Consider the following 26639-nt stretch of genomic DNA (forward strand, 5'->3'; position numbering starts at 1 on the left):
TACCCTTTGACTTTAAAGATGAACAAAGTAGAATCCTACTTTACCGAGTCGGACTCCGTCTATATTTCAGATATAGCAGATATTAATCTCTTTGATTCCGCTATTGTATTATCCGAAAGAGAGAGAAACAGGGTTCTTATACTGGGAAATGAATTATCCATCGATACCATTGTTGGTCGATTTGGTGATGGTCCAAATGAGTTCAGTGATATTGGAATTATAGCCCCATCGGATGAGGGTATTTATGTTCATGATCCGGGTCACAGTGTACTGAGGTTGTATAACCAAGAGTTTGAGTTGATTAGAAGTATTAGGATAAATACTAGCGGAGAATATATCTATAACCTTTCCAGCTTTAAAAATAAAATATACTACTCTACTTCACATGACACAGTCGAGGCACCAATTGTTGAATTTGATTTGATAGATGAGACTTTTAGATATCATGGAGAGTTCCTATCCGAAATTGAAAACAAATGGCAGAGGAGGATTAGAAGTGAAGGTTACATTTTTAAAGTAGGTGGTTCTTTTGTCCAGGTTTTTCCAACTGAACCCCAAATAAGGCTCTTGGACAATAATTTTGAGCTTTTATCAGTGCTAGACTTGACTGATTTAGATTTATTGAAAAACTCAATTCTTCGATCTGAGGATATTTACCTCAACAACAACTCAACAATTCTGATGCTTTTTGCGGACGTTTTCTGTCTTGATCAATCCATCTATTTGGCCACTTATCAGGATTTCAGAGTTGATGATTACAATTCAGGGATTCGCTTTAAAAGGCTGCTGAATAAAGTGATTAGAATAGACTACGACTCCATAAAGGAGGAAATGGAAATAGGTAGAATAATTGACTTGTCGAATGGAGGGGGATGGTATGAACAAATTCTTCCCATTTCCAATGAAAGAATGTTTGCCTTTGATGCGCTTACCAATGAGTTACATGAGTTTGCTTTTCAGGATTAGTGTGCTAGGCCTGGTCTTTTTTTGTTTGATCAATTGCAGTGGCAAGACTACCAGGAATAAGGAAGAATTATCTTTTCCTGAAAAGTCGCCAAGGGAATTCTCAGGAGTGAAGAAAAACATTGTAAATAAACAGGCTAAGTTCTTAGGTAAGATTATTGACTCTCAACAGCTCCAGGAGAATGGTTTATACTTTTACTATTCAGGCTATGATTGTGGCAATTGTGTTCAGAAGGGCTTTGAAATTATCAGAAATTTATCCGAAGCGGGTGTTTCTACTATTCCGATTGCTTTTCAAACGAATATTGGTCAGGATCAGATTTATTATGACTTTAAAGATCGTATCTACATTGATCAGGGAGATTATTTGCACGACAACTTCAGTTTCATTCCCACGCCCTTCTTTATGATTACCGATGAGGCTCTCAGGGTTGTTGATATTTATATTGTTCAAAACATTGATGGAGACACGGATAGTCTGAGCTTCTTTACCAATCAAAGAATTAAGGTCAATAGATAGTTTAAAACTACATTTCTTCAAAGCTTCGGGTTTTAACCATGTGCAATACATTCTTGATGCCTAATACTATTCGCAAGTACAAATTTGAGCGCCAGAGTAGGTCATTTAGTTAAAGGGGTAAATGCTTATATTTACCCCTTTAACTTTTACGGCATGTCTATTCATAAATCAGATATAAAAAAGATTACCACTCACCAATTACAGGCTATGAAAGAGCGGGGAGAGAAGATCTCCATGCTAACCGCCTATGACTTCTCCATGGCAAAACTGATTGACAGTGCGGGGATTGATATTCTGCTGGTAGGTGATTCCGCTTCGAATGTGATGGCAGGTCATGAGACGACCTTACCAATTACGCTCGACCAAATGATCTATCATGCCAGTTCAGTGATTCGGGCAGTCAACAGAGCTTTTGTGGTGGTAGATATACCCTTCGGATCTTATCAGGGTAACTCCTCAGAAGCCTTGAGGTCTGCAATCAGAATCATGAAAGAGTCTGGTGCCCATGCTGTCAAAATGGAAGGTGGTGCCGAAATCAAGGAATCTATCACCAGAGTACTGAGCGCAGGCGTACCTGTTATGGGGCATCTCGGTCTTACTCCACAGTCTATTTATAAGTTTGGAACCTACGCGGTTAGAGCGAAGGAAGAAGAAGAGGCTGAAAAACTAATTGAGGATGCTAAAATACTGGAAGCCTGTGGATGCTTCGGAATTGTACTGGAGAAAATTCCGGCAGAACTGGCCAAAAGAGTATCAGAGGAAATCAAGATTCCGACCATTGGAATTGGAGCCGGACCTTATACCGATGGGCAAGTATTAGTTATGCACGATATGCTCGGAATCACCGCTGAGTTCAAACCAAGATTTCTGCGGCAATATGCCCAGGTGGGCGATATGATCAATGAAGCTGTTCAGAATTATGTGAAGGACGTGAAATCAGGTAGCTTCCCCAATGAAAAGGAAAGCTATTAGCCTACCAAAATGCTAGATTTTATTACATTGCGCGTCCTAAATTTTTAATAAAGAAAATTCAAAAGCTTAATCATGAGTGAACAAAAGATAACCATCAATAATGGTGTGCTGAATGTTCCCGACAATCCAACCGTACCTTTTATAGAAGGTGATGGAACGGGTGTTGACATTTGGCCTGCTGCGAAACATGTTTTGGACAGTGCTGTTGTTAAGGCCTATAATGGTGCCAGGCAGATTCAGTGGAAAGAAGTTCTTGCTGGTGAAAAGGCATTTAACGAAACCGGAGAATGGATGCCGGCAGCTACTCTTGATGCTTTCAGAGAGTATTTGGTGGGTATTAAAGGGCCATTGACCACACCTGTAGGTGGTGGTATCAGGTCGCTGAATGTAGCCCTCCGTCAGGAGCTTGATTTGTATGCCTGTGTTCGTCCTGTGCGTTGGTTCGAAGGAACTCCTTCACCAGTGAAAGAGCCGGGTCTTTGTGATATGGTTATTTTCAGAGAGAATACTGAAGATATTTATGCTGGTATCGAGTTTGAAAAGGGAACGGAAGACGCTACTAAGTTTGCTGCTCTGCTGAAAGAGAACTTCCCTGCCAGATATAAGAAAGTTAGATTCCCTGACACTGCCGGATATGGTATCAAGCCGGTATCTGAAGAGGGTACACATAGACTGGTGAAAGCAGCTATCGACTATGCTTTTGCTCAGAAGAGAGATTCTGTAACCCTGGTTCACAAGGGTAACATCATGAAGTTCACCGAAGGTGCTTTCAAATCATGGGGCTATGAACTGGCTAAAAATCAGTATGGCGCTCAGGACTATGAAGGTGGTCCATGGCAAATCATCGAAAAGGATGGTCATCAGGTAATCATTAAAGATGTTATTGCCGATGCTTTCCTTCAGCAAATCTTATTAAGACCTGCTGAGTATTCTGTGATCGCTACATTGAACCTGAATGGTGACTATGTATCAGATGCTTTGGCTGCTATGGTAGGTGGAATTGGTATTGCTCCCGGAGCGAACATTAACTACCTCACTGGTAACGCCATCTTCGAAGCTACTCACGGTACAGCACCTAAGTATGCAGGTCAGGACAAAGTAAACCCTGGTTCGGTGATTCTTTCAGGAGCTATGATGTTGGAGTACTTTGGATGGCAGGAAGCTGCAGATCTGATTTACAGCGGACTGGAAAAAGCCATTGCTTCAAAACGAGTTACCTACGATTTCGAAAGATTGATGGAGGGAGCAACCTTGCTCAAATGCTCAGAGTTTGGAGAAGAAATTGTGAAAAACATGTAAACAAAAGCCCCGTCAAGGGGCTTTTTTAATAAACAGTTTTTCCATGTCTAAAAGAGTCGTTCCATTTTTTCCTCTCAAGCTGGTTGCCTTTCCCGGAGAGCAGGTGAACCTCCATATTTTTGAACCCCGCTATAAACAATTGATCAATGAATGTCTGGAAAATGACCAGACCTTCGTCATTCCATTGTTCAATGAACATGTCATGGACTTTGGTAGTGAGATGAAAGTAGTTGAACTGGTGAAAAGATATCCGACTGGGGAAATGGATGTCATTACTCGCTGTCTTAATGCAGTTCAGATTTTTTCATTTAATGATAAGCTGGGCACTAAGCTTTATTCAGGCGGAGAGGTGGAAAGCATCAAAAATGTAGATGATCAACAGCCCAACCAATGGATTGAACTGAAGCAACTGGCACACCGTTTAATGGAAGTGCTCAAAATGGAAGCCAAGTTTGATGTGGAGCTCGTGAAGAATTCCTTTGAGTTGGCACATAAATTAGGCTTATCTTTGGAACAGGAGTACGATATGCTTCAAATGGTTCGTGAGTCGCAAAGGCAGACTTACATGATCAATCACCTGAAAAGGGCTTTGCCATTGGTAACAGAAATGGAAAGAGCCAAAGAGAAGATTAAGATGAACGGCCATTTTCAGCATCACGATCCGCTGAATTTTTAAATATGATCGAAAGTAATCTTTCAGAATTCGGTACAATTTTACTTTTCATTCTGGGTGCACTGGTCTTCGCCCTTACTATGCTTTTTGTGGCCAAATTGCTTAGACCCAACAGGCCCAACTTCGAAAAGCTCACGACCTACGAATCTGGTGAAGATACCGTTGGCTCAGCCTGGGGGCAGTTCAACCTGAAATTCTATATCGTTGCTCTAATCTTTCTGCTCTTTGAAGTAGAAATCATATATCTTTTCCCATGGGCCATTATCTTCGGAGATAAGGCCATGATTGAGGGAACCGACTGGCAATGGGCATGGTTTGCATTGGCAGAAATGGTGATTTTTATTGTGGTTTTGGCGCTCGGATTGGTTTATGCCTGGAGAAAGGGATATCTCGATTGGGTGAAGCCACAGCAAAAGCCTGCTGATTTCGTTTCCAAAATTCCTTCAGAAGCCTATAAAAAGTATATGGATTAATGGGATTGTTAGATCAAAAACTGGGACAGGGAGGTATTATTATCTCCAAACTGGAAGACCTGATCAATTGGGCCAGACTTTCATCTATGTGGCCTATGGGCTTCGGTACCGCCTGTTGTGCCATTGAATTCATGAGCGCCCAGTCTACTCCATACGACCTTGACCGCTTTGGTGTAATTCCCAGAGCAAGTCCCCGGCAGTCCGATGTTATGATTGTGGCCGGAACGGTAACTTTCAAAATGGCCGATCGGGTAAGAAGACTCTATGAGCAAATGGCCGAGCCACGCTATGTTATTTCCATGGGCTCCTGCTCTAATTGTGGCGGGCCATACTGGGAGCATGGCTATCATGTGGTAAAGGGAGTCGACAGAATTATTCCTGTAGATGTATATGTGCCCGGATGTCCTCCAAGACCCGAAGCGTTGATCGGAGGGCTCATCAAGCTACAGGACAAAATCAGAAGTGAATCGATAGTTGCTCCAAAGGCGGTTGAAAAAATATTGGCAGCAAGTGAAGGCTGAGGAAATCAAAATATGGCTGGAGAAAGAGTTCAGTGGAGCTGAATTCGGGTTGGTTGAAAATGCCAGTCCGCAGGGTTTGGTGGTGCCATCAGATCAACTGATCGCCATCATGCAGTGGCTCCATTCTGACAGCAGGCTCTACTTCGATATGCTTTCTTGCATCACCGGACTCGATAACGGTCCAGAGGTTAATACTATGGAGGTAATCTATAATCTCTATTCCATACCCCATGACTTCCATCTCATGGTTAAGGTGATACTCGATCGTGAGAAACCGGCAGTAAGTACACTCACGAATATTTGGAAAACAGCCGATTGGCAGGAACGAGAAGTTTATGATATGTATGGCATTGACTTCAAAGGACATCCGGATTTGAGAAGAATCTTAATGCCTGCCGACTGGGAGGGATATCCCCTGAGAAAGGACTATCAGGAGCAGACCTATTACAGAGGAATGAAAGTAAAATATTAGTGGCAAATCAGGTTCAATACATATTCGACAACGAAAATCTGAATAAATCAGAGCCTCAGAAATTCCGTCAGGAAGATATGAAGCACGATGAGATGATTGTCAATATTGGTCCTCAGCACCCATCTACTCATGGCGTATTGCGCCTGGAAGTCATTACCTCGGGAGAGCAAATTGTAGAGGTCGTTCCCCATCTCGGCTATCTGCACCGCTGTTTCGAAAAGCATGCAGAAAACCTGCCTTACAATCAGACCCTACCCTTCACTGACCGTATGGACTATCTGGCCGCGATGAACAATGAGCTGGCCTTTGCGATGGGCGTTGAGCGTATGCTGGGAATTGAAAAGGAAATACCTAAGCGGGTAGAGTATATCAGGGTAGTCGTGGCAGAACTCAACCGACTGGCTTCGCACTTTGTGGCTTTGGGGAGCTACGGTATGGACCTGGGAGCAGTTACCGCCTTTTTCTGGATGATGCGTGACCGTGAGCATATTCTCAGATTATTAGAATGGGTTTCCGGTGCCAGAATGCTCTACAACTATATCTGGGTCGGTGGTTTATTCTATGACCTTCCTGTTGGTTTTGAAGAAAGATGTCTCGAGTTCGTTCAGTACCTTAAGCCCAAGTTGAAAGAGTTGGAAAATGTGGTGATTGACAACACCATATTTGTGAATCGAACCGCCAATGTTGGGGTGCTCCCTAAAGATTTAGCTATCAATTATGGAATTACCGGACCCATGCTTCGAGGTTCCGGGCTAAAATTCGACTTGAGGAAAGTGGATGCATATTCCGTTTATCCTGAGATAGATTTCGATATCCCTGTTGGCAAGGGTGAAATGGGTCAGCTGGGGGATTGCTGGGACAGAACCTGGGTACGCGTACAGGAATGCTATGAGTCACTTCGTATCATTGAACAGTCACTGGAAAGACTCACTAAAGAACACAAACGCGACAGAGACTTTGATCCCAGAGCCATGGTACCTAAGAAAATCAGGCCTAAAGCTCAAGATCTTTATGTACGTGCTGAGAATCCGAAAGGAGAGACCGGTTTCTACTTTAGAGCTGATGGTCGTTCAGATATACCTTTCCGTTGTAAAGCGAGGGGAGCCAGTTTTGTGAACCTGTCTATTATCAATGAGTTGGCGAAAGGAGGTCAAATTGCTGACCTGATCGCAGTTATTGGGTCAATTGATATTGTCTTGGGAGAGGTAGATCGTTAAAGTAATTCTCTCAGATTGTTCTCTCTGACATAAGCCCTGCGACCTTTCCATTTGATTTCGTACCAAATGTCTTTCTTGCCAATCACTTCCACTCTATGCCCTTGCCCGACTACCTCTATCAATTCAGCTGCCGCAGAAGGTCCGCTCATGAGATAGGCATTGCTCTGTATAATCAGCGCCTTGGTCTTGTTCGAATTGAGGTTAACAGTATAGAAGATGAGCGCCAGAATAATAATTAGACTAATTGCCAGGCTTGGAGATTTCGTCTGGTGTTTCTTTAATTTTCTAAAAATCATAGCCAGTATAAGCAAGGCAAAGGCAAAGAGTACTCCCAGTATTTGAAGCTTGTAATCTTCAACTACTTTCCTGGCCTGATCGAACTGAGACATGTCATAACCTTCCAGTCCATTGACACTGGCCAATTGTTCCATTTTCTTCAGAACTTCCTCATCCCCAGTGAGTCTGTAATAATCGCTGAGGTAAAGAAATGTCTTACCCAGGTTTTCCATGGCCTCATTACTATAAGCCATCTTGAGTAACATGGCAGGTGTAGCTTCCTGTTGCTCTTCATAGATCTGCTCATAAATTCTTAGGGATTGCGTGTACCTTCTGGCAGAAAACAAAGAATCTGCATTATTAATATCTTCTGTAACTGACTGGCATACAGCTGTTTGAAAAGAAAAAACAATTCCTATGAATATTAAATTTATAAATTTGAAAGTCCTGTTTTGCATTTTATTTCTAAGGTCTTACCTTTGCACTCGCAATTAAGGAAAACGGCCTTAATTACCCAATTAAAACTTCTTGATCTGGTAGCTCAGTTGGTAGAGCATCTCCCTTTTAAGGAGAGGGTCCTGGGTTCGAGCCCCAGCCAGATCACTTCCCAAAACCTCAGAATGTTTCTGAGGTTTTTTTGTGCCTTATTTTTCGTAAAGCACCCGCTATCTATAATATTTTTTGTGATTAAGGAAGCTCTTTTCTGTTGAGCATTGCGCATTTCGCCATTTGTTTTTTGAGCGGTCAATTTTCGACAAACTACGAAGGATTAACCGGACGATTATTTTTTAGTTAATCAGTTTTACTTAGATTTAGCGATTATTAACATTTCTCTTGAAGAAATTAACCGCCATATCGCTCCTCGTTTGCCTGGCAGTATACCAGTTCGGATACTTTGCTGCAGACTTTTGGGTGGGCAAGCATATCGAGAAGAAATGGTCAGATCAAATCTATGCTGAGACCCTTGATCACAGCAATATCGAATTGATTAAAGTACCCATTACAGTTCCTTACATGCCCGATGATAAGGAGTTTAAAGTGGTAAACACCTCTTACGAAAAGGATGGTCGTTTCTACAGAGTGCTGGAGCAGCGTTATCGAAATGATACGTTGGAAATGAAGGTAGTGGCAGATAGCTACAAAATTTCATTAGAAACTGTCATTAAAGATTGGGTGGCTACTATGGGCAATGACCTTCAGTCCGGTACCATGGGTAAACTACAGGTAAAAGTCTTTTCCAAAGAATTTAATATCTCAAAAATCGTAATCGAAAGAAGTGCATCGTTCGGTTTACTTGATGAATTTACTCACTTCGAGCTAGAGCAGTTCTACACTAACCCACGTCTCGAAGTTCCTACAGAACCGCCACAACAGGTTTAATCAGGCCTCTGGAAGAAACTGAGGTCGCTCTTACAGAAGAGTGCTTACCCTCACGTTTGCTGATTTCACTGATATTTCTTGAAATAAGGTAAACAGGTATCATTTAACCTGCCCTGATCCGATTTTTTTCGGGCGTTAACTGATACACGCTGATCACCCTCAATTCGAATGTTTAGTCGAATCGGCTGAATTCGGTCAAAGTGCTTATAAGCCTTGTCCGGGTTAACCTAATCATTGAATTTTTTAACTGAGTCCGCAAGCCAAAAGCGAGTGGGCTAAAACTGAAACTCGTATTCCGTTTTGAAAATGTGAATCAACCTGGTCGAATGGAGACTGCTTGCAGTCAAACACTCGAATTTTTTCCAGGATTTTTTTGAATGGATGATGGGGTAAACCATTGAATCAACTTTAACCATGAAAAAACAAAAACAAAGAGTCATTGGCTTGCTGGTCGGTTTGTTACTGACTTCCGGCCTTCAGGCACAAACACCAAGTGACGCTGTCATGATGGGGTCACGCATGATCTGTATTCTGCTCGACTATCGTCAGGGCAATTTCGATCAATATTGGGAAGGCTCATCCTTAAGAGAAAATCAAACTATTGCCGAAGTAAGCAGAAGGTCAATACTGGCTATGGCAGCCATAGGCATCACTAACGACCTGAATGTATATGTAGGTCTGCCTCATGTTAAAACAGAATCTTCAACCCCCAATGGAGGAAAATTTGCCGGAGTAAGCGGCTTTCAGGACTTTACTGTTGCGGTGAAGTATAAGGCCTTTCAAAAGGAAATGATGAATGGCGAGCTGAGAATTTTGGGAACCATCGGGTTTTCTGCTCCTGCCACTAATTATCTGGCCGACTATAAACCGTATTCTATCGGAAACGGTGCCCCTGAGTTGAGTTACCGGGGAATTTTTCAGTACAAGCACAATAAAGGAATGTATGCAAGGGTAGCCGGAGCGTACCTGTGGAGAGGCTATTCTGAGGCGGAAAGGGAATACTACTATAATAATGGTAGCTATTATACCACCTGGATGGATGTACCCAATGCATTTACCATAGAGACCGTTCTTGGCTCATGGTTTATGCAAAATGCACTTCAGGTAGAAGTAAGTTACCTGAGTAGCAATTCCCTGAGTGGAGATGATATCAGAGCCTATAATGCGGCTCAACCTACCAATAAAGTGAACTGGGGTCGGGTAGGAGTATTGGCTCACTACTATATCAAAAGTGTGGAAGGTCTTGGCTTTGTGGCCTATTACAACCAGAACATCAGCGGACGCAATGCACCCAAGATGAGCACTGTCGGTGTTGGTGTTACCTATTTTTTCAACTTCCTAAAGCCTAAATCATGATCAAGAAACTGAAACTCATCCCAATATTCCTGATACTACTGGCTCTTGGAGCCTGTGACAAAGAACTACCTACTTATCTACCCTATGAAAGCTTTGAGTACAGCACCATGGATGCTAATGGAGGTACTTGGACACCTGTTTTACTCAATGCGGGTTCCGATATAGCTATTCCTGCCCCTGCTGATGTGAGCTCAGCGGCTTATCTGGCCGAGCTGGCCGATGTTGAAATGCAAATCAGTGAAATGACTGACTCCGAAAGAGAAGCATTGGCCTACTGGACGGACAATCCGGGCATTCGTTGGAATGAGATTGCACTTGAGCTTATCGCTAAGTACAATCTGATTCCTGGTCCAAATGACGATGGCTCATACACCTTGCCTAATCCGAATAACCCTGACGGCCCGCCACCATTTCCATTTGCACACCCTCCCTATGCTGTAAGAGCTTTGGCCTATATGTCGGTAGCTCAGTTCGATGGAATGATCTCGGCATGGCATCATAAATTCAACTACAACCGTCCGGCAGCATTTACCCAGAGCCAATCGATAGATTATGCTTATACAGATAATAATATTCCGGCCTATCCTTCTGAAGGTGCTGTTATCGCTGAGTCATCGAGAAGAGTATTGACCGCCATGTTTCCACTGGAAGCCGAGTACCTGCAAGAGAAAGCGGATGAACACCTGAACAGTATCTTACTTTCCGGAGGCTATGTGAGCAGCGATATTGAAGCCGGCCAGTTGATTGGTGAGGAAGTGGCCACACTCGCACTTAACCGCGCGGCCCAGGATGGTATGAGTAAGGCACAAACACCAAAGCGTGTTTCCGACTCAATAGCCAATGCGGCCATGGAAAGATTTGGCTGGATGTGGATTAACCAGGAGTTGCCACAAAGACCGGTAGGATTAACACCACTTTACGGTGAATTGGAAATGTGGAGTGTGCCCGATGTAGAACTCACCAGGGTAGCACCGCCACCAGCGATAGGATCAGATGAATACCTTCAGGATATAGAGCTATTGAAGTACTATGCCGATAACATGACGGAAGAGTGGAGAGCCATTGCCAATTTCTGGCAAGATGGTTTGGGTACCTACACACCTCCGGGTCACTGGAATGATATAGCCAACAGATACCTGGTGGGATATCGCCAAAACCCTTTACGGACTGCCCGAATTTATGCTTACCTGAATATGGCTATGATGGATGCCGGTATCAGTTGCTGGGATTCCAAATACTATTATCACTACCCGAGACCGATTCAGCAGATTGAAGGCTTTGAAACCATAGCCGGTACACCCAATTTTCCATCATATACTTCCGGTCATAGTGTGTTCTCAGCTGCCGCTGCAGAGATATTGGCATATGTATTTCCTCCCGAAGCCACAAAGTTTCGTGCCTGGGCAGAAGAAGCCGCCATTTCAAGAGTGTATGGAGGTATTCACTGGACATTCGATGCTACTGTGGGTACTGACCAGGGTATAGATGTAGCGAACTATACATTAGCCAGAGCGCAGAGTGATGGGGCTAACTAAGAAGAATAGTAATGAGTAATAAAGTTTATTTGATACTGATCAGTTTTGTTCTGCTGTCAATTCAGTTGAGAGCCCAAAACACATTTAATGTGCGAGGGCAAATTCTGGCTGAAAATGACAAGGAGCCTTTGCCCAAGGCTCTTATCCTGACTTCTGAAGGTAAGGGCACCCTGGCCGATGACCAAGGGTATTTTTTGCTGGACCTCAGCAGTCAGGTGCAGACCATTACTGTATCATATCTGGGATACTTCAAACAAGTTATTGAGCTGAACGGTGAGGATGCTGACTTGGGTGAGATTTACCTGAAACTTAATCCCACCAGTCTAAGTGAAATAGTCGTTACCGGTAGTTCCCAAACCTATAATGACGAATTCAAGGGGTCTAATTTTTCTCTGGACAAGAAATCATTGGAACTAAGCAACCCACTGAATACTGAAGAGATGCTGAGAATTGTTCCCGGAGTTAATATCGTGGGCGATATGGGCTTGTCTAACCGGCCAAACATCAGCATCAGAGGATCATGGGGAAGAAGATCCAAGAAGATCCTTCTCATGGAAGACGGTACGCCAGCCGCACCGGCACCCTACATTGCTCCCGGAGCTTATTACAATCCGGTAAGTGATAGAGTCCAGTCCATTGAAGTGTACAAAGGAGCCGACATGCTCCGGTATGGCCCCAACAATATGTATGGTGCTGTCAACTATATTACTGCCCTTCCGCCACAGAAGCCAGAACTTCGTTTGAAGCTGGTAGGCGGTGACAGAGGATACAGAACAGGGCTTTTCTCCTATGGAGGAACCTGGAACAAACTGGGAGCCCTGGTAGAAGCTGTTTACAAAGAGTTTGGCGGCTTCACCGATAATTCTTCCGTACAGGTGCTGAATCTGAATGCTAAGATATTTGCCGAACTGTCAGATAATCAAAGTCTTTACTTTAAAGTCAGTGGCCAGTATGAAGATAATCAGGCCTCATTGAGTGCCATTACGCCATTCACTTTTGAAACAGATCCCACGCAAAATCCATTTGATGCAGATCAGTTTACCATGCGCAGATATGGCCTGGACATCATCCATAAGTGGTTGCCAAATGCCAACCTGAGCCTGACCTCTAAAATATTTGCTACCGACTTTGAAAGAGACTGGTGGAGACAAGTGAATACTGTAATTCAGGCTTCACAGGTGCAGAGCTATGTAGGAGATCAGATTTACAGAGAGAGATACAGCTATCTGGACGAGGCCGATATCGGTGTCGATGATTTTGTCAGGGTAGGCCGTGTCATCAATGGTATGGAAAGCACTACCGACAGCCGATGGATTTTCACCGTCAGTGGGTTTAGAGAATTGCTGGAAGCCAAATGGGGAGATGTTGCCCGTCCGCATGAGCTGGAAGCCAGCTTCAAACTGCATCAGGAAGCTTACAATAATAGGTTCCTGGTAGCTAACAACTCACGTTGGTCCAGGAGTGGAAACCCTGCTACAGATCAGGAATTTGAGATGTGGTCAGCTTCCGGGTATGTAAGAAATCAGTTCAATCTCGATCAATGGAAGATCACTCCGATTCTGCGGATAGAACATGTGGAAATGTCTAGACAAGACCTCTTAGCACTTTCTGCTGACCCGAATATTCAAGGTCCTGATGACTATAAACTGAAGAATAATTACACCATTGCTCTGCCCGGAGCTACTGTAGAATACGAAATGGGAAGAGGTACTTTCTTTACCAGTGTCTACAGAGGCTTTATAGCACCGTCAAAAGTGTTCGGATTTTTTGTAGAGCGCAATGGGGTACTCACCAGCCCTAACCTGGGAGAGGATCTGAATATTGACCCTGAGTTGAGTACGAATGTAGAAGTAGGTTGGAGGGGTAATTTTTTGCCTGACGCACTATCGAGTCAGGTTACCTACTTCAATACTTCGGTAGATAATTTTGTGGCTGCCGGAGAAAACGAACTCTTCAGACAGCCGGGAGAAGTTAATATTCAGGGAATTGAGGCGGCCATGGCTGCTTCGCTGCTGCCGGTATCGAGCCGCTCACAACTTAAACTCGATGTCAATGCTACCATGATGTGGACCAAAGTAATGGCAGGAGCGGTGGAAGACAGAGACCTTTTCGGTCCGGTGGTGCATTCTCAGGCTACTCAAAATGAATTCATTGATAAGGTGAATACCAATAGAGCAGCCTATGATATCTATGTAGGTGACGGTCAGGGAGGAGAGGTACTACTAACCGATCAGACCATTGGCACTTCGGACTTTGGCAACATTACCAAGGCCATTTACAGAATGGGCGATGGTTTTATCGAAGATACTCAGGTGCCTTATACCCCGAAGTTTAACATTAATGGTAGACTCAATTATAGCATTGGCCAGTTCGAGGCAGGTTTCACCTTCAATTATGTGGGAGAGCAATATGCGGAGTTCGCCAATTTTGAGAATGAATCAGCAGACGGTGCTATTGGTAAGCTTCCATCTTTCTTCAACATGGATGCTCACCTGAGCTATGCCTTGCAAGTGAGAGGATTTAATAGCTTCAGGCTATTTCTCAATACCAAGAATTTCACCAATCAGATATACAGAAGTTCAAGACTCAACAGAGCTAATTCGGGAATTTTTCCGGGTGGCTTCAGACAAACCATTATCGGGGTCAATATGAGTCTATAGCATAAAGACATTCGTGCCCGAAAAGGGTACTAAAGTTTGCAATCGTTTAAGTTTACTTCCCACCGCCAAAGTGCAATCTGGCGGTGGGATTATTTTTTATAGCCTCCTGATATTACTTATTAGTTCTACAATTAGGAATTATATTTTCCTTACTCTACATTTAGGAAACTAATTTAAAACTATGAAAGGAACGTACCTGGGAGAGTTTGAAGAAATAGTGCTTCTCGCGGTCGGGATCTTGGGAGAAGAGGCCTATGGAGTAGCCATTAAACTTGAAATCGAAGAGAGAACCAGGAGAACACCAAGCATTGGAGCTCTTCATTCTGCCTTAAATCGCCTGGAGGAAAAAGGGTTTATCGAATCGCATGAAGGGGGTGCCACGAAAGAACGGGGTGGCAGACGAAAGCGCTTTTATAGAATTTCCATGGCAGGAAAAAAGGCGCTGATTAAGTCAAAAGAGCTGCGCAACGAAATGTTCGACCTCATCCCTAATCTCTCATTCACTTCCATTTAAGATGGGTAAAAACATAGGCCTTCCTAAATGGCCGGTTCGAATGCTCGAATGGCTATGTGCTGAGGAACACCTGGATATGATTCTGGGTGATCTGGAAGAACTGTATCAACTCCGTCTGGAGCAAAAAGGTCGGGTCAGGGCCAGGCTCCATTTTATCATAGATGCTTTTGATATGCTTCGTCCATTTGCATTAAAAAGGCCCAAAGGAAAACATAAACTCAAATCAACAATCATGTTCAGAAATTACTTCAAAATATCATTCAGGAATATGCTCCGGCATAAGGTCTATGCGCTCATCAACCTGGTGGGGTTGTCTATTGGGATCACCTGCTTCATGCTCATTTTCCTCTATATACAGGATGAGCTCAGTTATGATAAGTACCATGCCGATGCAGATGATATTTATCGCGTAGTGATTCCGACCTACAACTCAGATGGTGAACTGGGAGAAGTATTCGGTAATGCTTCTTTCAGAACAGCAGAATTGCTGAGGGGAAACTTCCCGCAGATCGAATCGGTCGTTCGGTTTAACCCATATAATTTTCCTGTCATTGAATACGGAGACAAGAAGTTTGAAGAGGGATTCTTCAACCTGGTGGAGCCCAGCATTTTCGATATCTTTTCCTTTGAATGGATCGAAGGGCAAGCTAAGGGAGCTCTTGATGAACCTTTCTCGGTAGTCATTACCCAGTCCACCGCAGAGAAGTATTTTGGGGCAGAAAGGGCCCTGGGTAAAACATTGAAGATCATAGACGGAGGAGACTTTCTCTTCAAAGTCACCGGAGTGGTAAAGGACTTTCCGGAGCAGTCTCACATGAATTATAACTTTCTGGGCTCATGGGCAACAGTGGCGGCCTGGGAAGATGTGAGTGGCAGAACCTACTACTTTGGCAATTATAACTATCCCACTTACATCAAGCTGGCAGATGATGCTAAGATTGAAAACGTAGAATCCCAGATTCCAGGGTTGATAGACCAATACGTAGCAGAGTTTCAGGGAATAAAGGCGAGTAAGCGATATGGTATGATTTTTCAACCGCTTACAGAGATTCGCCTAAAAGGGACACCGCTTACAGATGGGGCCAAACGCATTTTCTATGTAAATCTGTTTTTTGCCATTGGCTTGATGGTCTTACTCATCGCTTGCATCAATTACATGAACCTGGCTACTGCCAAATATGCCAATAGGTTGAAAGAAATTGGAGTGAGGAAGGTCATGGGAGCTGGTTCTGGAAGTATAGCTCAGCAGTTCCTGGTCGAGTCTTTAGTTTATACGCTCATTTCCCTATGCTTAAGTGTATTCTTTGCCGTCTTAAGTTTGCCATACCTGAACAGCTTTGCCGACAAGTCTTTAAAGATGGATTTCTTTTCTAATATGAGTCTGTATGTCTTCCTGTTGGTCATGGCGGTTTTTGTGGGCTTGTTGGCTGGTAGTTACCCTGCATTTTTCATGTCCAGATTCAAGACAATTAATGCCCTAAGAAACGGTAAGCTCAATATTGGTAAAAGGTCTTTGTTCCGCACCTCCATGGTAGTGTTCCAATTTATACTGACTACCTGCCTGATTGTCGGGGTCATTGTAGTGGATAAGCAATTGAATTTTATTCGCGATAAAGACCCTGGCTTCGATAAAGAAATGGTGGTTACTTTTTCGGCTAATTCTAATATGAATGAGCAGAGAGAGGTCTTCAAAAACAAACTATTGTCGGACCCTAAGGTGCTTAAAGCTTCCTTTTCAACCAGAGTGCCGACTGGTAGATTAGCAGATTCACAAGATGCTGCATTTCTCGACCCTGACGGAGTGAAAGATATTACCTTCAGGCTTCCATACATTAGAATAGATGACGACTTTTTAGAACTCTATGGTATTGAATTGTTAACCGGAAAGGAACTTCAGACCACTATACCTTCCGATAGTAATCAATCATTTCTGATCAATGAGACGGCTGTAAAAAAGCTGGGCTTTTCCTCTCCGGAAGCAGCCCTAAACCGAAGGTTGCAATATGGGAGCAAGAGAGGATTCATTACCGGAGTGGTCAAAGACTTCCACTTTGAGTCCTTTCATTCCCCTATCGAACCCATAATTTTTTATAACTCGCCAGAAATGGAGTGGACTGTATCGGTGAAAATAGCGAAGGAGAACACATCGGCTACTTTGGGTTTTCTAGAGGATAACTATAAGGTTTATAATCCGGACCGAAGCTTCGATGGTTCCTTTTTGACCGATAGCTTTGACCGTCAATACGAGCCGGAAAATCAAATGAGCAGGGTCTCGAAGGTATTTTCCACCCTGGCTATTTTCATTGCCTGTATCGGTCTAATGGGCTTGGTAAGCTATACGCTTGAACTCAGGGCTAAGGAAATCAGTGTCAGAAAAGTACTTGGGGCAACCATCCTGAGCATTTTACTGATGATCAATAAAAGCTATTCCAAAACCATACTGATTGCGTTTTTCGCTGCCTTACCGCTATCTGTTTATGCGCTTCAGAATTGGTTAGACTCATTTGCTTATCATATCGACATTGGTGCGGGGATTATTTCCCTTGCAGGGCTTGTCACATTCGCTATTGCTGTGATCACCATTTGCTCTCAGGCCATGCGGTTTGCCAGGTCAAACCCAGTCAAATGGCTGCGGAGTGAGTAGAGAATAATTTAGGTAATTGGCGTTAGTATTCTGAATTCTTTCAAATACTTTCGTACCAATGAGCAAACAGCGGCCAATAGGAATTTTCGATAGCGGACTGGGAGGTCTGACAGTAGCCAATGCGGTATATAGAAAATTATCTAAAGAGCAGTTGATCTATTTTGGTGATTCTGCTCACCTGCCCTATGGTGATAAATCGGCCGCTACTATTCAGGCTTACTCTGTAAAGATCTGCGATGTATTGCTTCAGAAAGGCTGCAAGCTCATTTTGATTGCCTGTAACTCAGCTTCGGCAGCCGCCTTTGAGCTGGTGAAGGCCTATGTGGGCTCCAAGGCCAAAGTGCTCAATGTAATTGATCCTGTGGTGAACTATGTAGCCGATAAATATACCGGAAAACATGTAGGGCTCATCGGAACCAAGCAAACCGTAGGTTCAGGAGTTTATGAGTATCAGCTCAAGCTGAAAGATCCGACCATTCGCTTTTCCGCACTTGCTACTCCCTTGCTGGTGCCGATGATTGAAGAAGGCTTCCACAATAACAATATTTCAGAAGCCATTATTGAGCAATATTTGAGCGATCCGATACTCCAGGGAATTGATACATTGATACTGGGCTGTACGCATTATCCGCTCATTAAAGATGAGATCAATAATTATTATCAGGGAAAGATTGAAGTCATTGATTCCTCAGTGATTGTTGCCGAAGCATTGGAGAAGTATCTGGAAGAAGAGGGGCTTTCTGCAGAAAACCTTGCTGCCGACCATGAATTCCTGGTTTCGGACATTACACCCTCTTTTGAAAAAGCAGCTGAATTGTTCTTTGGAAGAAAGGTGCCCCTGCAAAAACATATCCTCTGGGAGTAAGTTCTTTTAGCAAGTTCTGAACTAAATTTGGGTGAGTGAGATTAGTAGTCTATTAGAACAGTAGACTAAGGATTATCACATCCAAAAATTAAGTGTTTAATTTGCATTAAATAAGGGCAAGCAACAGCGTGTACGCATTTTTATTTTTCCTTAATTTTTTACTCATCTATACGGTTTTTGCTGTCTACGCAGAACGTAAAATATCCGCATTCATTCAGGATAGATACGGTCCCATGGAAACCGGCTATTATGGTCTGCTTCAGACAGTTGCTGACCTGCTCAAGCTGATTCAAAAAGAAGATATTGTTCCCTTTAAGGCAGACAAGAGATTATTCAAACCCGCTCCGGTTATCATCTTTGTGGCCGTCTTTGCAGGGTTTGCCGTGTTACCTCTGACCTCAGGCTTTGCCGGGTCTTCAGCTCAGATAGGTATCTTTTACCTCCTCGCCATAGTTTCGCTAGACGTTGTGGGTATCCTCATGGCAGGTTGGGGAAGTAATAATAAATATGCCCTTTGGGGAGCCATGCGTTCTGTAGCACAAATCATCTCCTATGAAATTCCTCTGGGACTGATGGTGGTTTGTGTGGTGATGATCTCACAAACGCTTAACCTGCAGGAGATTTCTTTTCAACAGGGAGTTTGGTGGCCTGCTGTAGACTCAGACGCAGCCAACTATCTTTTCGGCATTAAAGCCCTGGGTATCGAAACCACCCATGTAGGAGGAATTCTTACCTGGAACATACTCAGGTCACCGATTATGCTGGTGGCCTTCCTCATCTTCTTTATCGCATCACTGGCCGAAAGTAACCGTGCCCCCTTCGATATTCCCGAGGCGGAGTCGGAGCTGGTAGCTGGTTTTCACACAGAATATTCAGGCTTCAGATGGGCCATGATTATGCTATCAGAATATGGCATGATGCTATTGGTTTCTTTCCTGGCCGTTATCCTGTTCCTTGGAGGATGGAACTCCATATTGCCAAACATAGGTTCGGTGAAGCTGGCTGAATGGACCAGTGGTGAGCCGGGAACCATTGCCGGTCATGCCTGGGGAGCATTCTGGATGATTTCCAAGGCATTATTGCTGGTGATCGTTCAAATGTGGGTACGCTGGACCTACCCGAGGTTAAGACTTGATCAGCTCATGAACCTGAGCTGGAAATACCTGACTCCCGCATCAATTATTCTGGTACTTCTAAGTGCAGTATGGAGGCTGCTCATGATATGAAGGGCTATTGGAGAAATATCAGAACAGCTGTAACCACCCTGAAAACAGGGTTGAAGGTAACCGCAAAGCATATGAAGGATGCGCGTACACAGCGTACTGCCATTGTGCCTGCTGCTGATAATTACTTTGAGAAGCAGAATGCCATCTTCACAGTTCAGTATCCCAAGGAGAAATTACCGGTACCGGAACACGGTCGCTATAAGCTCCACAATGAAATTGACGACTGTATAGTTTGCGACAAGTGCGCCAAAATATGCCCGGTGGATTGTATTGAGATTATTCCTCTGAGAGCGGTCGAAGAAATCGGAAAAACCAGCGATGGCACCCCTAAAAGACTATATGCCGAGAAGTTCAACATCGATATGGCCAAATGTTGCTTCTGTGGATTGTGTACTACGGTATGCCCTACGGAGTGTCTGACCATGACCGATGAGTACGACTTCAGCGCTTATGACTTTGAAGAGCATAATGTGCCTTTCGCTAATATGACTCCTCTGGAAATTCTTGAGAAAAGAAAGGAACTGGAAGAGTACAACAAGCAGAAGGAAGCAGCAAAGGCTGTGAGGAAAGAAGAGATAGTTCCGAAAGAAAAGCCTGCTGTGGCGGTGGAGCCCAAATCAGCTTCCGGAAAGCCTGTGTTCAAGCCAAGAGTGCCCGGAGCCAAACCGAAAGTAGCAGTGAAGCCACAGGTTCCTAAGAAGGACGATGTGGAGGACAATAAGCCTAAAGCGGAAGAGGCTAAACCGAAGCCAAGGCCTGTATTCAAACCAAAGATTCACCCAAAACAGAAAACAGAAGGATCGGAAGAAAAGAAAGAAGAAGTACCCAAAAAGCCGGCTCGTCCAGTGATGAGACCGAAAATCAAACCTAAAGACACAGACAACGATAAGAAGGACTAATATGGAACTGGAAGCTATACTGTTTTATTTCTTTGCTGCCATTACCGGCCTTTCGGTGTTGTTCATTGTCTTTACCCGAAACATCCTCTATGCAGCTTTTGCACTGATTCTCACTTTTATTGGTGTGGCGGGATTGTTCGTTTTCATGGGGGCTGAATTCATTGCTATTACACAGATTCTGGTCTATGTTGGCGGGGTCTTAGTGCTATTAGTATTCGGTATTATGTTGACCCAGCGGTTAAAGGGTCAAAAACTTAAATCAGGGAGAAATCAGCTGTTCCTTGGATTCCTGGTTTCAGCCGGAATCTTTGCCCTGATGATTAAGTCCATTCATTCAGGGGCCTTTTCTAATTTACCCTGGATAGATCAGGAGCACACGCAGGAAGTAGAATTGAAGTCGTTCGGTCTTAGCCTGATGACGGACTATGTTTTGGCTTTTGAAGTGATTGGTATTCTCTTGTTGGTCGCACTGATTGGTGCGGTAAGAATTGCAGGCAATGCCAGAAAGGAGGGAGAAGATGCTGCTTAACACCATGCTCTTTTTAGGCGCTTTGCTCTTTTGCTCAGGACTGTTTGTGGTGCTGACCAAGAAGAATGCGATTATGGTATTGATTGGAATTGAACTCATGCTCAATGCAGCCAATCTCAATCTGGTCACCTTCAGCCGATTCGATCCTCAGGCCCTACAAGGTCAGATATTCAGCCTCTTTGTCATTACCATTGCTGCTGCGGAAGCAGCTGTAGCTTTGGCTATTGTGGTGAAGGTGTATAAATACTTCAAAACGGCCGATCTGGATAAAATCAACTCCATGCGCGGATGATCAATTTACAGGAGATCATATCGCCCCAGACATCAGCTTATCTGCCCTGGATAATGGCCTTGCTGCTGTTGCCACTCTTTTCCTTCCTCACGACAGGGTTTCTCAAAGAAAGAGCCCCATACTGGTCATCTATGCTTATGACCCTTAGTTTGGCTATTGGAGCCTACCTGGCCAGCCAGCTATGGAATCAGACTGTAACGGTGAGGGGGAACTGGTTTAAGCTGGGAGAGCATCAGTTTACCTATTCATTCTATCTGGATAAGCTGAGCCTGCTGATGACATTGATTGTCAATTTTGTGGCGCTGCTCGTGCATATTTTCTCAGTAGAATACATGAGGAAGGATGCGCATAAACCGCGTTATTTTGCCTATCTGGGTTTGTTTACCTTCTCCATGATGGGGATCGTCCTCTTCCACGATTTGCTCTTCATCTTTATTTTCTGGGAATTGGTGGGGCTTTCTTCCTACCTGCTTATCGGTTTTTGGTTTGAAAAGAAATCAGCCTCAATGGCTGCCAACAAAGCATTTATTCTCAACAGGATTGGTGACCTGGGTTTTATTACCGGGCTCATGATTCTGTTCACCCAGTTTCATTCGCTTGACCTACAGGCTGTCAAGAGCCTGATGGTTATGTCTGAAATAGAAGACGGTAACTGGGTGGTAGCCTTTATGCAGGGTGGCCGGGAAGTGATCAATAGCCTTGACGGCAGATGGTTAAGTGCTGCAGGAATTGCCCTGTTCTGTGGAGCTGTGGGTAAGTCGGCACAATTCCCATTGCAGGTATGGTTGCCCGATGCCATGGAGGGACCTACCCCTGTTTCTGCATTGATTCATGCTGCTACCATGGTGGCAGCAGGTGTATATATGCTGGCCAGAATATTTGTGCTGCTAGATGCTCAGGCATTGGAAGTAGTGGCTATTGTAGGAGCTGTTACGGCATTTATGGCGGCTATAGCGGCCCTTTCACAATTCGATATTAAAAAGGTGCTGGCTTACAGTACCATTTCTCAATTAGGCTACATGGTGCTGGCCATGGGAGTAGGAGCTTTCAGCGCAGGACTCTTCCACCTGATTACTCATGCCTTCTTTAAAGCAGGACTATTCCTCAGTGCAGGTATTATCATCCACCAGTTACATCACCTGGAAAAGGAAGGACAGAAATTCGATCCGCAAGATATGCGGGTCATGGGAGGCTTAAGAAACAAAATGCCCGTTACCTTCTTCGCCTTTCTCATTTGTTCTTTGGCCCTTGTCGGCTTACCGGGTTTTTCCGGCTTCTTATCAAAGGATGCCATTCTCTTAGACCTTGCCGTTTGGGCTGATATTAAAGGCGGAGGTTTTTATATTCCTGAAGTACTGGCCTTTATGACGGTTGTCTTTACAGCCTTCTATACTTTCAGAATGATCTTCCTCGTGTTCTTTGGAGATTTCAGATTGCCAACCATTCTGGGAGATCAGTCAGTAGCCGCTAAATTGAAAGAAGGCAACCTCTGGTTAACCATTCCGGCAGTAATCTTTGCCATCCTTTCTATCGGATTCCCCTTCGGCCTCACATTGAATGCCGATGATACCTGGGTGATGCAGGCCATTCAGACACCGATCTATCTGGTGCCGCAGGCTTACGCTGCCTACAGTTTGGTAGATGTACCTGAAGAAACTTTCCATGCCTTGCATGCTACGGTCAACACCGTTTCCATTCTACTGGCCCTGGCCGGTTTGGTCATTGCCTGGATATCTTATAAGCCCGGAGCCAAATTGCAGAGAACATTTGTGGAGAGAAGAGAACCAGTGGGGGTACTGGGGCAGATTTCATTCTATCATTGGTATCAGAATTCCCTGTACCAGAATATTATTCTCAAGGGCATTCTGGCTAAGTCCAGAGCGCTGGCCTGGTTCGATCTGCACATACTGGATGGTGCGGTCAACTTACTGGCCCGCATCAATGTGGTGATTGCTCATCTTACCGGTTGGTTCGATCGGGTTTTTATAGATGGTCTGGTCAACCTTACCGCTGCTTCAGTCGGAAAAGTGGGCCAGTTGACCCGAAGTATTCAGTCGGGAAATATTCAGGCCCAGGTACTGATCACTTTTGTATTCTTAATAACCTTAATTTTGCTGCTTGTAATTTAGCCCATGGAGCATCTACTGTCATATATCGTTTTTATTCCGCTGCTTGGTGCTGCTCTTATTCTGTTGACGCCAAAAGCTTATCAGCATTTGTACAGAGTATTGGCTATAGGTTCAACCGGCTTAACCCTGTTACTTACGCTTTATGCCATCAGTAGCTTCAATGGAAGTCTGAGCCCTCAGATCAGTGGGGAAGATAACCTCCAGATGGTGGTGAAGTCAGAATGGTTTAACCTCTCACTGGGTAACCTGGGGACACTCTCGGTCGATTACTTGATGGGGGTCGATGGACTGAATATCAGCATGCTCTTATTGGCTTCAATTGTATTGTTTATTGGGGCCATTGCCTGCTGGAATATTAAAGAAAAGCAAAAGGCATACTTCAGCCTTTACCTGCTGCTGAGTACATCCGTTTTAGGCTGTTTTGTAGCACTCGACTTCTTCCTCTTCTATCTCTTCTTCGAGTTTATGCTCTTACCGATGTATTTTCTCATTGGTATTTGGGGAGGTCCGAGAAGAGAATATGCTGCCATCAAATTCTTCCTCTACACATTGGCCGGATCTATTCTGATCCTGATCGTAATGATCGGACTGTACAATTCAGTGTACGATCCGGTGAAAACAGCCGAAGTAGCAGGCCTTAGCCTAAGCGACTACTCTGTCTCAGATATTCAGTCAATGGTGAGTGAGGGTGAAATTGAAAAAGATGCTTTGGTCAAGACATTCAATATGCTGCATATGGCTGATGCAGCGAATTATATTCCCGGCTCATTGCTCGATAAATACGGCCCAGTGGCTACCATACTGGGACAACCGGCCCGATGGATTGCCTTTCTGGCCATCCTCATAGGCTTTGCCATTAAGCTTCCGGCTTTCCCTTTCCATACCTGGTTGCCCGATGCTCACGTGGAAGCACCAACCCCTATTTCAGTGGTCTTGGCCGGAATTCTCCTGAAGGTAGGAGGCTATGGACTTATCCGAACCGCTTATGCCATGTTCCCTGATGCCGCTTTTCATTATGCCTGGCTTATAGGTTTCATCGGTATGTTCTCTATTATTTATGGAGCATTGAATGCACTGGCCCAAAAAGATCTTAAAAAGCTGATTGCCTATAGTTCAGTATCCCACATGGGTTTTGTGCTATTGGGATTGGCAGCAATGACCAGTGAGGGATTGAGTGGTGCGATTTACCAGATGTTCTCACATGGTTTGATTTCATCGATGCTCTTCCTCATTGCGGGAGTGATCTATGACAGAACCCATGACCGTATGATTGAAAATTACGGAGGACTGGCACATCAACTGCCCAGGTATACTGCCTTTGTGGGTATTGCCTTCTTTGCCTCCCTGGGTCTGCCCGGATTCAGTGGTTTTGTGGCTGAACTATTCGTATTCCTCGGTGCCTTTAAATCAGCCTCTGTGATTGGTGCTATTCCTGCCTGGATGGCTGTAGTTTCGACTTTGGGTTTAGTGCTGGCGGCAGGTTACTATCTCTGGACATTCCAGAAGATGTTCCTGGGTAAGTTCTGGGTGAAGGAGAAGAAATGGCTTCCTGCTTTGAAAGACCTGACCCTACATGAATACCTGATGCTGGTGCCACTGGTGATACTCATAATCGCTTTTGGTGTTTACCCGGCCTTGTTACTCGACCTGATCAATTCAGGAGTAGAATCTTTCATTAATCATTTAACTGCCTCCATCTAATGCCAGGAGCTGATATGCAAAGAGCCGATGAACTCAGTCAGCAGCTGCAGCGCCTGACGGAAGGGGTAGCATATCTATGGCCTGAAATTATTTTGGTAGCAGGCCTGCTATTGGTACTCTTATTCGACTTGCTATTCAAGCAAAGGAAAGACATTGGATTAGCCACCATATCAATTTCGGTGACCTCATTTTTACTGGTAGCCCAGCTAATTTTGTACAGGGTGGATATCGAAGTAAAAGACCTTTTCGAAGGGCTCTTAACGGTTTCTCCCGGAGCAGCTCTAATCAAAATTGGCTTTACACTCACCGCTCTGGTGGCCCTGGTGATGGCGGTTCATTCTAAAAAGCACTATCAGGAATACTTCAGTTCCAGTGAGTGGCTCATTGGTCTCTTCGCACTGCTATTAGGAGCCTTTCTCATGACTGCCAGCTCCAATTTGCTGATGATCTACATTTCTATTGAAGTAGTGTCCATTAGCTCTTACCTGCTTACAGGATTGGGCAGAGGGAAAAGAAAATCTGAAGCAGCCTTAAAGTACCTCCTTTATGGAGCGGCAGCCTCTGCCGTAATGCTCTATGGCATGAGTTGGCTCTATGGCCTCACCGGTTCGCTGGATTTATCGACCGATACATTTCTCGTAGGGTTGGCGGCAGCTCAACCGGCTACTGTCACTCTGGCTATTTTGATGATGCTGGCGGGAGTCTTGTTCAAGTTGGGCGCATTTCCATTACATATCTGGTCGCCCGATGTCTATGAAGCTACGCCTCTTCCTACAGTAACCGTCTTCTCTATTGTGCCCAAGTTGGCTGCAGTTTTTGTCCTTTTCAGGTTAGTGGCCGCGACACAGGTAGCTGAACTTGACTGGCAATTGTGGTTGGGAATCATCGCCATTGGCGGGATGACGGTAGGAAACTTCTCTGCACTTTGGCAAAGAGATGCCAAGCGAATGCTGGCCTATTCATCTATTGCCCACGCGGCCTTTTTGCTTTCCGGTATTTTACTGGCCGATCAGGCAGGTCTGGAAGCCACCGTCTTCTATGCCCTGGTTTACCTGATAATGAATCTGGCAGTGTTTTACCTGGTGCAGGTTTTCGAAAATAAAACAGGCTCTGTCAGTTATGAGACCTTTAATGGTTTGGGAAAGGTGATGCCCTATACTTCTGTTTTACTGCTAGTTACCATGATCTCGCTTACCGGCCTGCCACCACTGGCTGGCTTCAATGCTAAGCTTTATCTTTTTTCAGCAGTGTATGAAAGCTACTCAGCTTCCAATCAGACTATACTCTTTTGGGTTCTGGTAATCGGCCTTCTCAATACGGTAGTGGCCCTTTTTTACTATATCAGGATTCCATACCTGCTTTTCTTCAAACACACCGAACAAACTATTCAGGACAGGCCGCAGTTTAAATGGCAGGTGGTCTGGGGCACTTTATTAGTTTTGCCCTTGTTCCTCTTATTCTTTAGGTCCGATTGGTTTGTTGACCTATTGAATAGTATTAATTTTGTGTTTTGAGAACTTGAC

24 protein-coding genes and 1 tRNA gene are annotated in these 26639 nt (G+C 44.3%); 24 read left to right on the forward strand and 1 reads right to left on the reverse strand.

Annotated elements, in window-relative coordinates; all coding sequences use genetic code 11:
- The first annotated feature begins 18 nt into the window (after positions 1-18).
- The 9 genes from ACOOEY_RS13510 (at position 19) to ACOOEY_RS13550 (ending at position 7110) form a co-directional block, all read left to right on the forward strand.
- Positions 19-966: a hypothetical protein gene (locus tag ACOOEY_RS13510; RefSeq protein ID WP_420385250.1), complete on the forward strand. Its 948-nt coding sequence runs from the start codon at positions 19-21 to the stop codon at positions 964-966.
- On the forward strand, positions 944-1483 hold the full coding sequence (locus ACOOEY_RS13515; RefSeq protein ID WP_420385251.1) for a hypothetical protein: 540 nt from the start codon (positions 944-946) through the stop codon (positions 1481-1483). Before ACOOEY_RS13510 ends, ACOOEY_RS13515 begins: the two co-directional genes overlap by 23 nt.
- Positions 1484-1636: 153 nt before the next feature.
- The gene (gene panB, locus ACOOEY_RS13520; RefSeq protein WP_420385252.1) at positions 1637-2455 is read left to right on the forward strand and encodes a 3-methyl-2-oxobutanoate hydroxymethyltransferase; all 819 of its coding nucleotides are present in this window, start codon (positions 1637-1639) and stop codon (positions 2453-2455) included.
- 72 nt (positions 2456-2527) lie between these two features.
- On the forward strand, positions 2528-3754 hold the full coding sequence (icd, locus tag ACOOEY_RS13525) for an NADP-dependent isocitrate dehydrogenase (RefSeq protein WP_420385253.1): 1227 nt from the start codon (positions 2528-2530) through the stop codon (positions 3752-3754).
- A gap of 43 nt (positions 3755-3797) precedes the next feature.
- Positions 3798-4430 carry an LON peptidase substrate-binding domain-containing protein gene (locus ACOOEY_RS13530; protein ID WP_420385254.1) on the forward strand — a complete coding sequence of 211 codons (633 nt, stop codon included), beginning with the start codon at positions 3798-3800 and terminating at the stop codon, positions 4428-4430.
- Positions 4431-4432: 2 nt separating this feature from the next.
- Positions 4433-4900: an NADH-quinone oxidoreductase subunit A gene (locus ACOOEY_RS13535; RefSeq protein ID WP_420385255.1), complete on the forward strand. Its 468-nt coding sequence runs from the start codon at positions 4433-4435 to the stop codon at positions 4898-4900.
- Complete coding sequence (nuoB, locus tag ACOOEY_RS13540; protein ID WP_420385256.1) at positions 4900-5421, forward strand: NADH-quinone oxidoreductase subunit NuoB; 522 nt, start codon at positions 4900-4902, stop codon at positions 5419-5421. The genes ACOOEY_RS13535 and nuoB overlap by 1 nt, the downstream gene beginning before the upstream one ends.
- Entirely contained in the window at positions 5390-5893 is a 504-nt protein-coding gene (locus ACOOEY_RS13545; protein ID WP_420385257.1) for an NADH-quinone oxidoreductase subunit C, read from the forward strand. The genes nuoB and ACOOEY_RS13545 overlap by 32 nt, the downstream gene beginning before the upstream one ends.
- Complete coding sequence (locus ACOOEY_RS13550; protein WP_420385258.1) at positions 5893-7110, forward strand: NADH-quinone oxidoreductase subunit D; 1218 nt, start codon at positions 5893-5895, stop codon at positions 7108-7110. The genes ACOOEY_RS13545 and ACOOEY_RS13550 overlap by 1 nt, the downstream gene beginning before the upstream one ends.
- Here the strand turns inward: ACOOEY_RS13550 and ACOOEY_RS13555 are convergent.
- Positions 7107-7733: an SH3 domain-containing protein gene (locus tag ACOOEY_RS13555; RefSeq protein ID WP_420385259.1), complete on the reverse strand. Its 627-nt coding sequence runs from the start codon at positions 7731-7733 to the stop codon at positions 7107-7109. The genes ACOOEY_RS13550 and ACOOEY_RS13555 overlap by 4 nt on opposite strands.
- Before the next feature lie 183 nt (positions 7734-7916).
- Here ACOOEY_RS13555 and ACOOEY_RS13560 point away from each other — a divergent pair.
- The 15 genes from ACOOEY_RS13560 to ACOOEY_RS13630 all read left to right on the forward strand — a co-directional run bounded on the left by ACOOEY_RS13560 (position 7917) and on the right by ACOOEY_RS13630 (position 26630).
- Positions 7917-7989: transfer RNA gene (locus ACOOEY_RS13560), tRNA-Lys, on the forward strand.
- A gap of 231 nt (positions 7990-8220) precedes the next feature.
- The gene (locus ACOOEY_RS13565) at positions 8221-8766 is read left to right on the forward strand and encodes a hypothetical protein (RefSeq protein ID WP_420385260.1); all 546 of its coding nucleotides are present in this window, start codon (positions 8221-8223) and stop codon (positions 8764-8766) included.
- 414 nt (positions 8767-9180) lie between these two features.
- On the forward strand, positions 9181-10122 hold the full coding sequence (locus tag ACOOEY_RS13570; protein WP_420385261.1) for a transporter: 942 nt from the start codon (positions 9181-9183) through the stop codon (positions 10120-10122).
- The gene (locus tag ACOOEY_RS13575; protein ID WP_420385262.1) at positions 10119-11657 is read left to right on the forward strand and encodes a phosphatase PAP2 family protein; all 1539 of its coding nucleotides are present in this window, start codon (positions 10119-10121) and stop codon (positions 11655-11657) included. The genes ACOOEY_RS13570 and ACOOEY_RS13575 overlap by 4 nt, the downstream gene beginning before the upstream one ends.
- An 11-nt stretch (positions 11658-11668) precedes the next feature.
- The gene (locus tag ACOOEY_RS13580; protein WP_420385263.1) at positions 11669-14317 is read left to right on the forward strand and encodes a TonB-dependent receptor plug domain-containing protein; all 2649 of its coding nucleotides are present in this window, start codon (positions 11669-11671) and stop codon (positions 14315-14317) included.
- 181 nt (positions 14318-14498) lie between these two features.
- Positions 14499-14831, forward strand: coding sequence for a PadR family transcriptional regulator (locus ACOOEY_RS13585; protein ID WP_420385264.1), 333 nt, complete (start codon positions 14499-14501; stop codon positions 14829-14831).
- Position 14832: 1 nt separating this feature from the next.
- Positions 14833-17475, forward strand: a complete 2643-nt coding sequence (locus ACOOEY_RS13590) for an ABC transporter permease (RefSeq protein WP_420385265.1) — start codon at positions 14833-14835, stop codon at positions 17473-17475.
- A 58-nt stretch (positions 17476-17533) separates the two neighbouring features.
- Entirely contained in the window at positions 17534-18340 is an 807-nt protein-coding gene (gene murI / locus ACOOEY_RS13595; protein ID WP_420385266.1) for a glutamate racemase, read from the forward strand.
- Positions 18341-18468: 128 nt separating this feature from the next.
- Positions 18469-19566, forward strand: a complete 1098-nt coding sequence (locus ACOOEY_RS13600; protein WP_420385267.1) for a complex I subunit 1/NuoH family protein — start codon at positions 18469-18471, stop codon at positions 19564-19566.
- Positions 19545-20465 carry a 4Fe-4S dicluster domain-containing protein gene (locus ACOOEY_RS13605; RefSeq protein WP_420385268.1) on the forward strand — a complete coding sequence of 307 codons (921 nt, stop codon included), beginning with the start codon at positions 19545-19547 and terminating at the stop codon, positions 20463-20465. The genes ACOOEY_RS13600 and ACOOEY_RS13605 overlap by 22 nt, the downstream gene beginning before the upstream one ends.
- 1 nt (position 20466) lies before the next feature.
- The gene (locus tag ACOOEY_RS13610; RefSeq protein WP_420385269.1) at positions 20467-20994 is read left to right on the forward strand and encodes an NADH-quinone oxidoreductase subunit J; all 528 of its coding nucleotides are present in this window, start codon (positions 20467-20469) and stop codon (positions 20992-20994) included.
- Complete coding sequence (gene nuoK / locus ACOOEY_RS13615; protein ID WP_420385270.1) at positions 20963-21286, forward strand: NADH-quinone oxidoreductase subunit NuoK; 324 nt, start codon at positions 20963-20965, stop codon at positions 21284-21286. Before ACOOEY_RS13610 ends, nuoK begins: the two co-directional genes overlap by 32 nt.
- Entirely contained in the window at positions 21283-23415 is a 2133-nt protein-coding gene (gene nuoL, locus ACOOEY_RS13620) for an NADH-quinone oxidoreductase subunit L (RefSeq protein ID WP_420385271.1), read from the forward strand. Before nuoK ends, nuoL begins: the two co-directional genes overlap by 4 nt.
- A 3-nt stretch (positions 23416-23418) precedes the next feature.
- Positions 23419-25116 (forward strand): complex I subunit 4 family protein, encoded by a 1698-nt coding sequence (locus tag ACOOEY_RS13625; protein WP_420385272.1) that lies wholly within the window; start codon positions 23419-23421, stop codon positions 25114-25116.
- Positions 25116-26630 carry an NADH-quinone oxidoreductase subunit N gene (locus ACOOEY_RS13630; protein ID WP_420385273.1) on the forward strand — a complete coding sequence of 505 codons (1515 nt, stop codon included), beginning with the start codon at positions 25116-25118 and terminating at the stop codon, positions 26628-26630. The genes ACOOEY_RS13625 and ACOOEY_RS13630 overlap by 1 nt, the downstream gene beginning before the upstream one ends.
- Positions 26631-26639: the final 9 nt, after the last annotated feature.

The organism is Roseivirga sp., from assembly GCF_965216855.1.
Lineage (GTDB): Bacteria > Bacteroidota > Bacteroidia > Cytophagales > Cyclobacteriaceae > Roseivirga.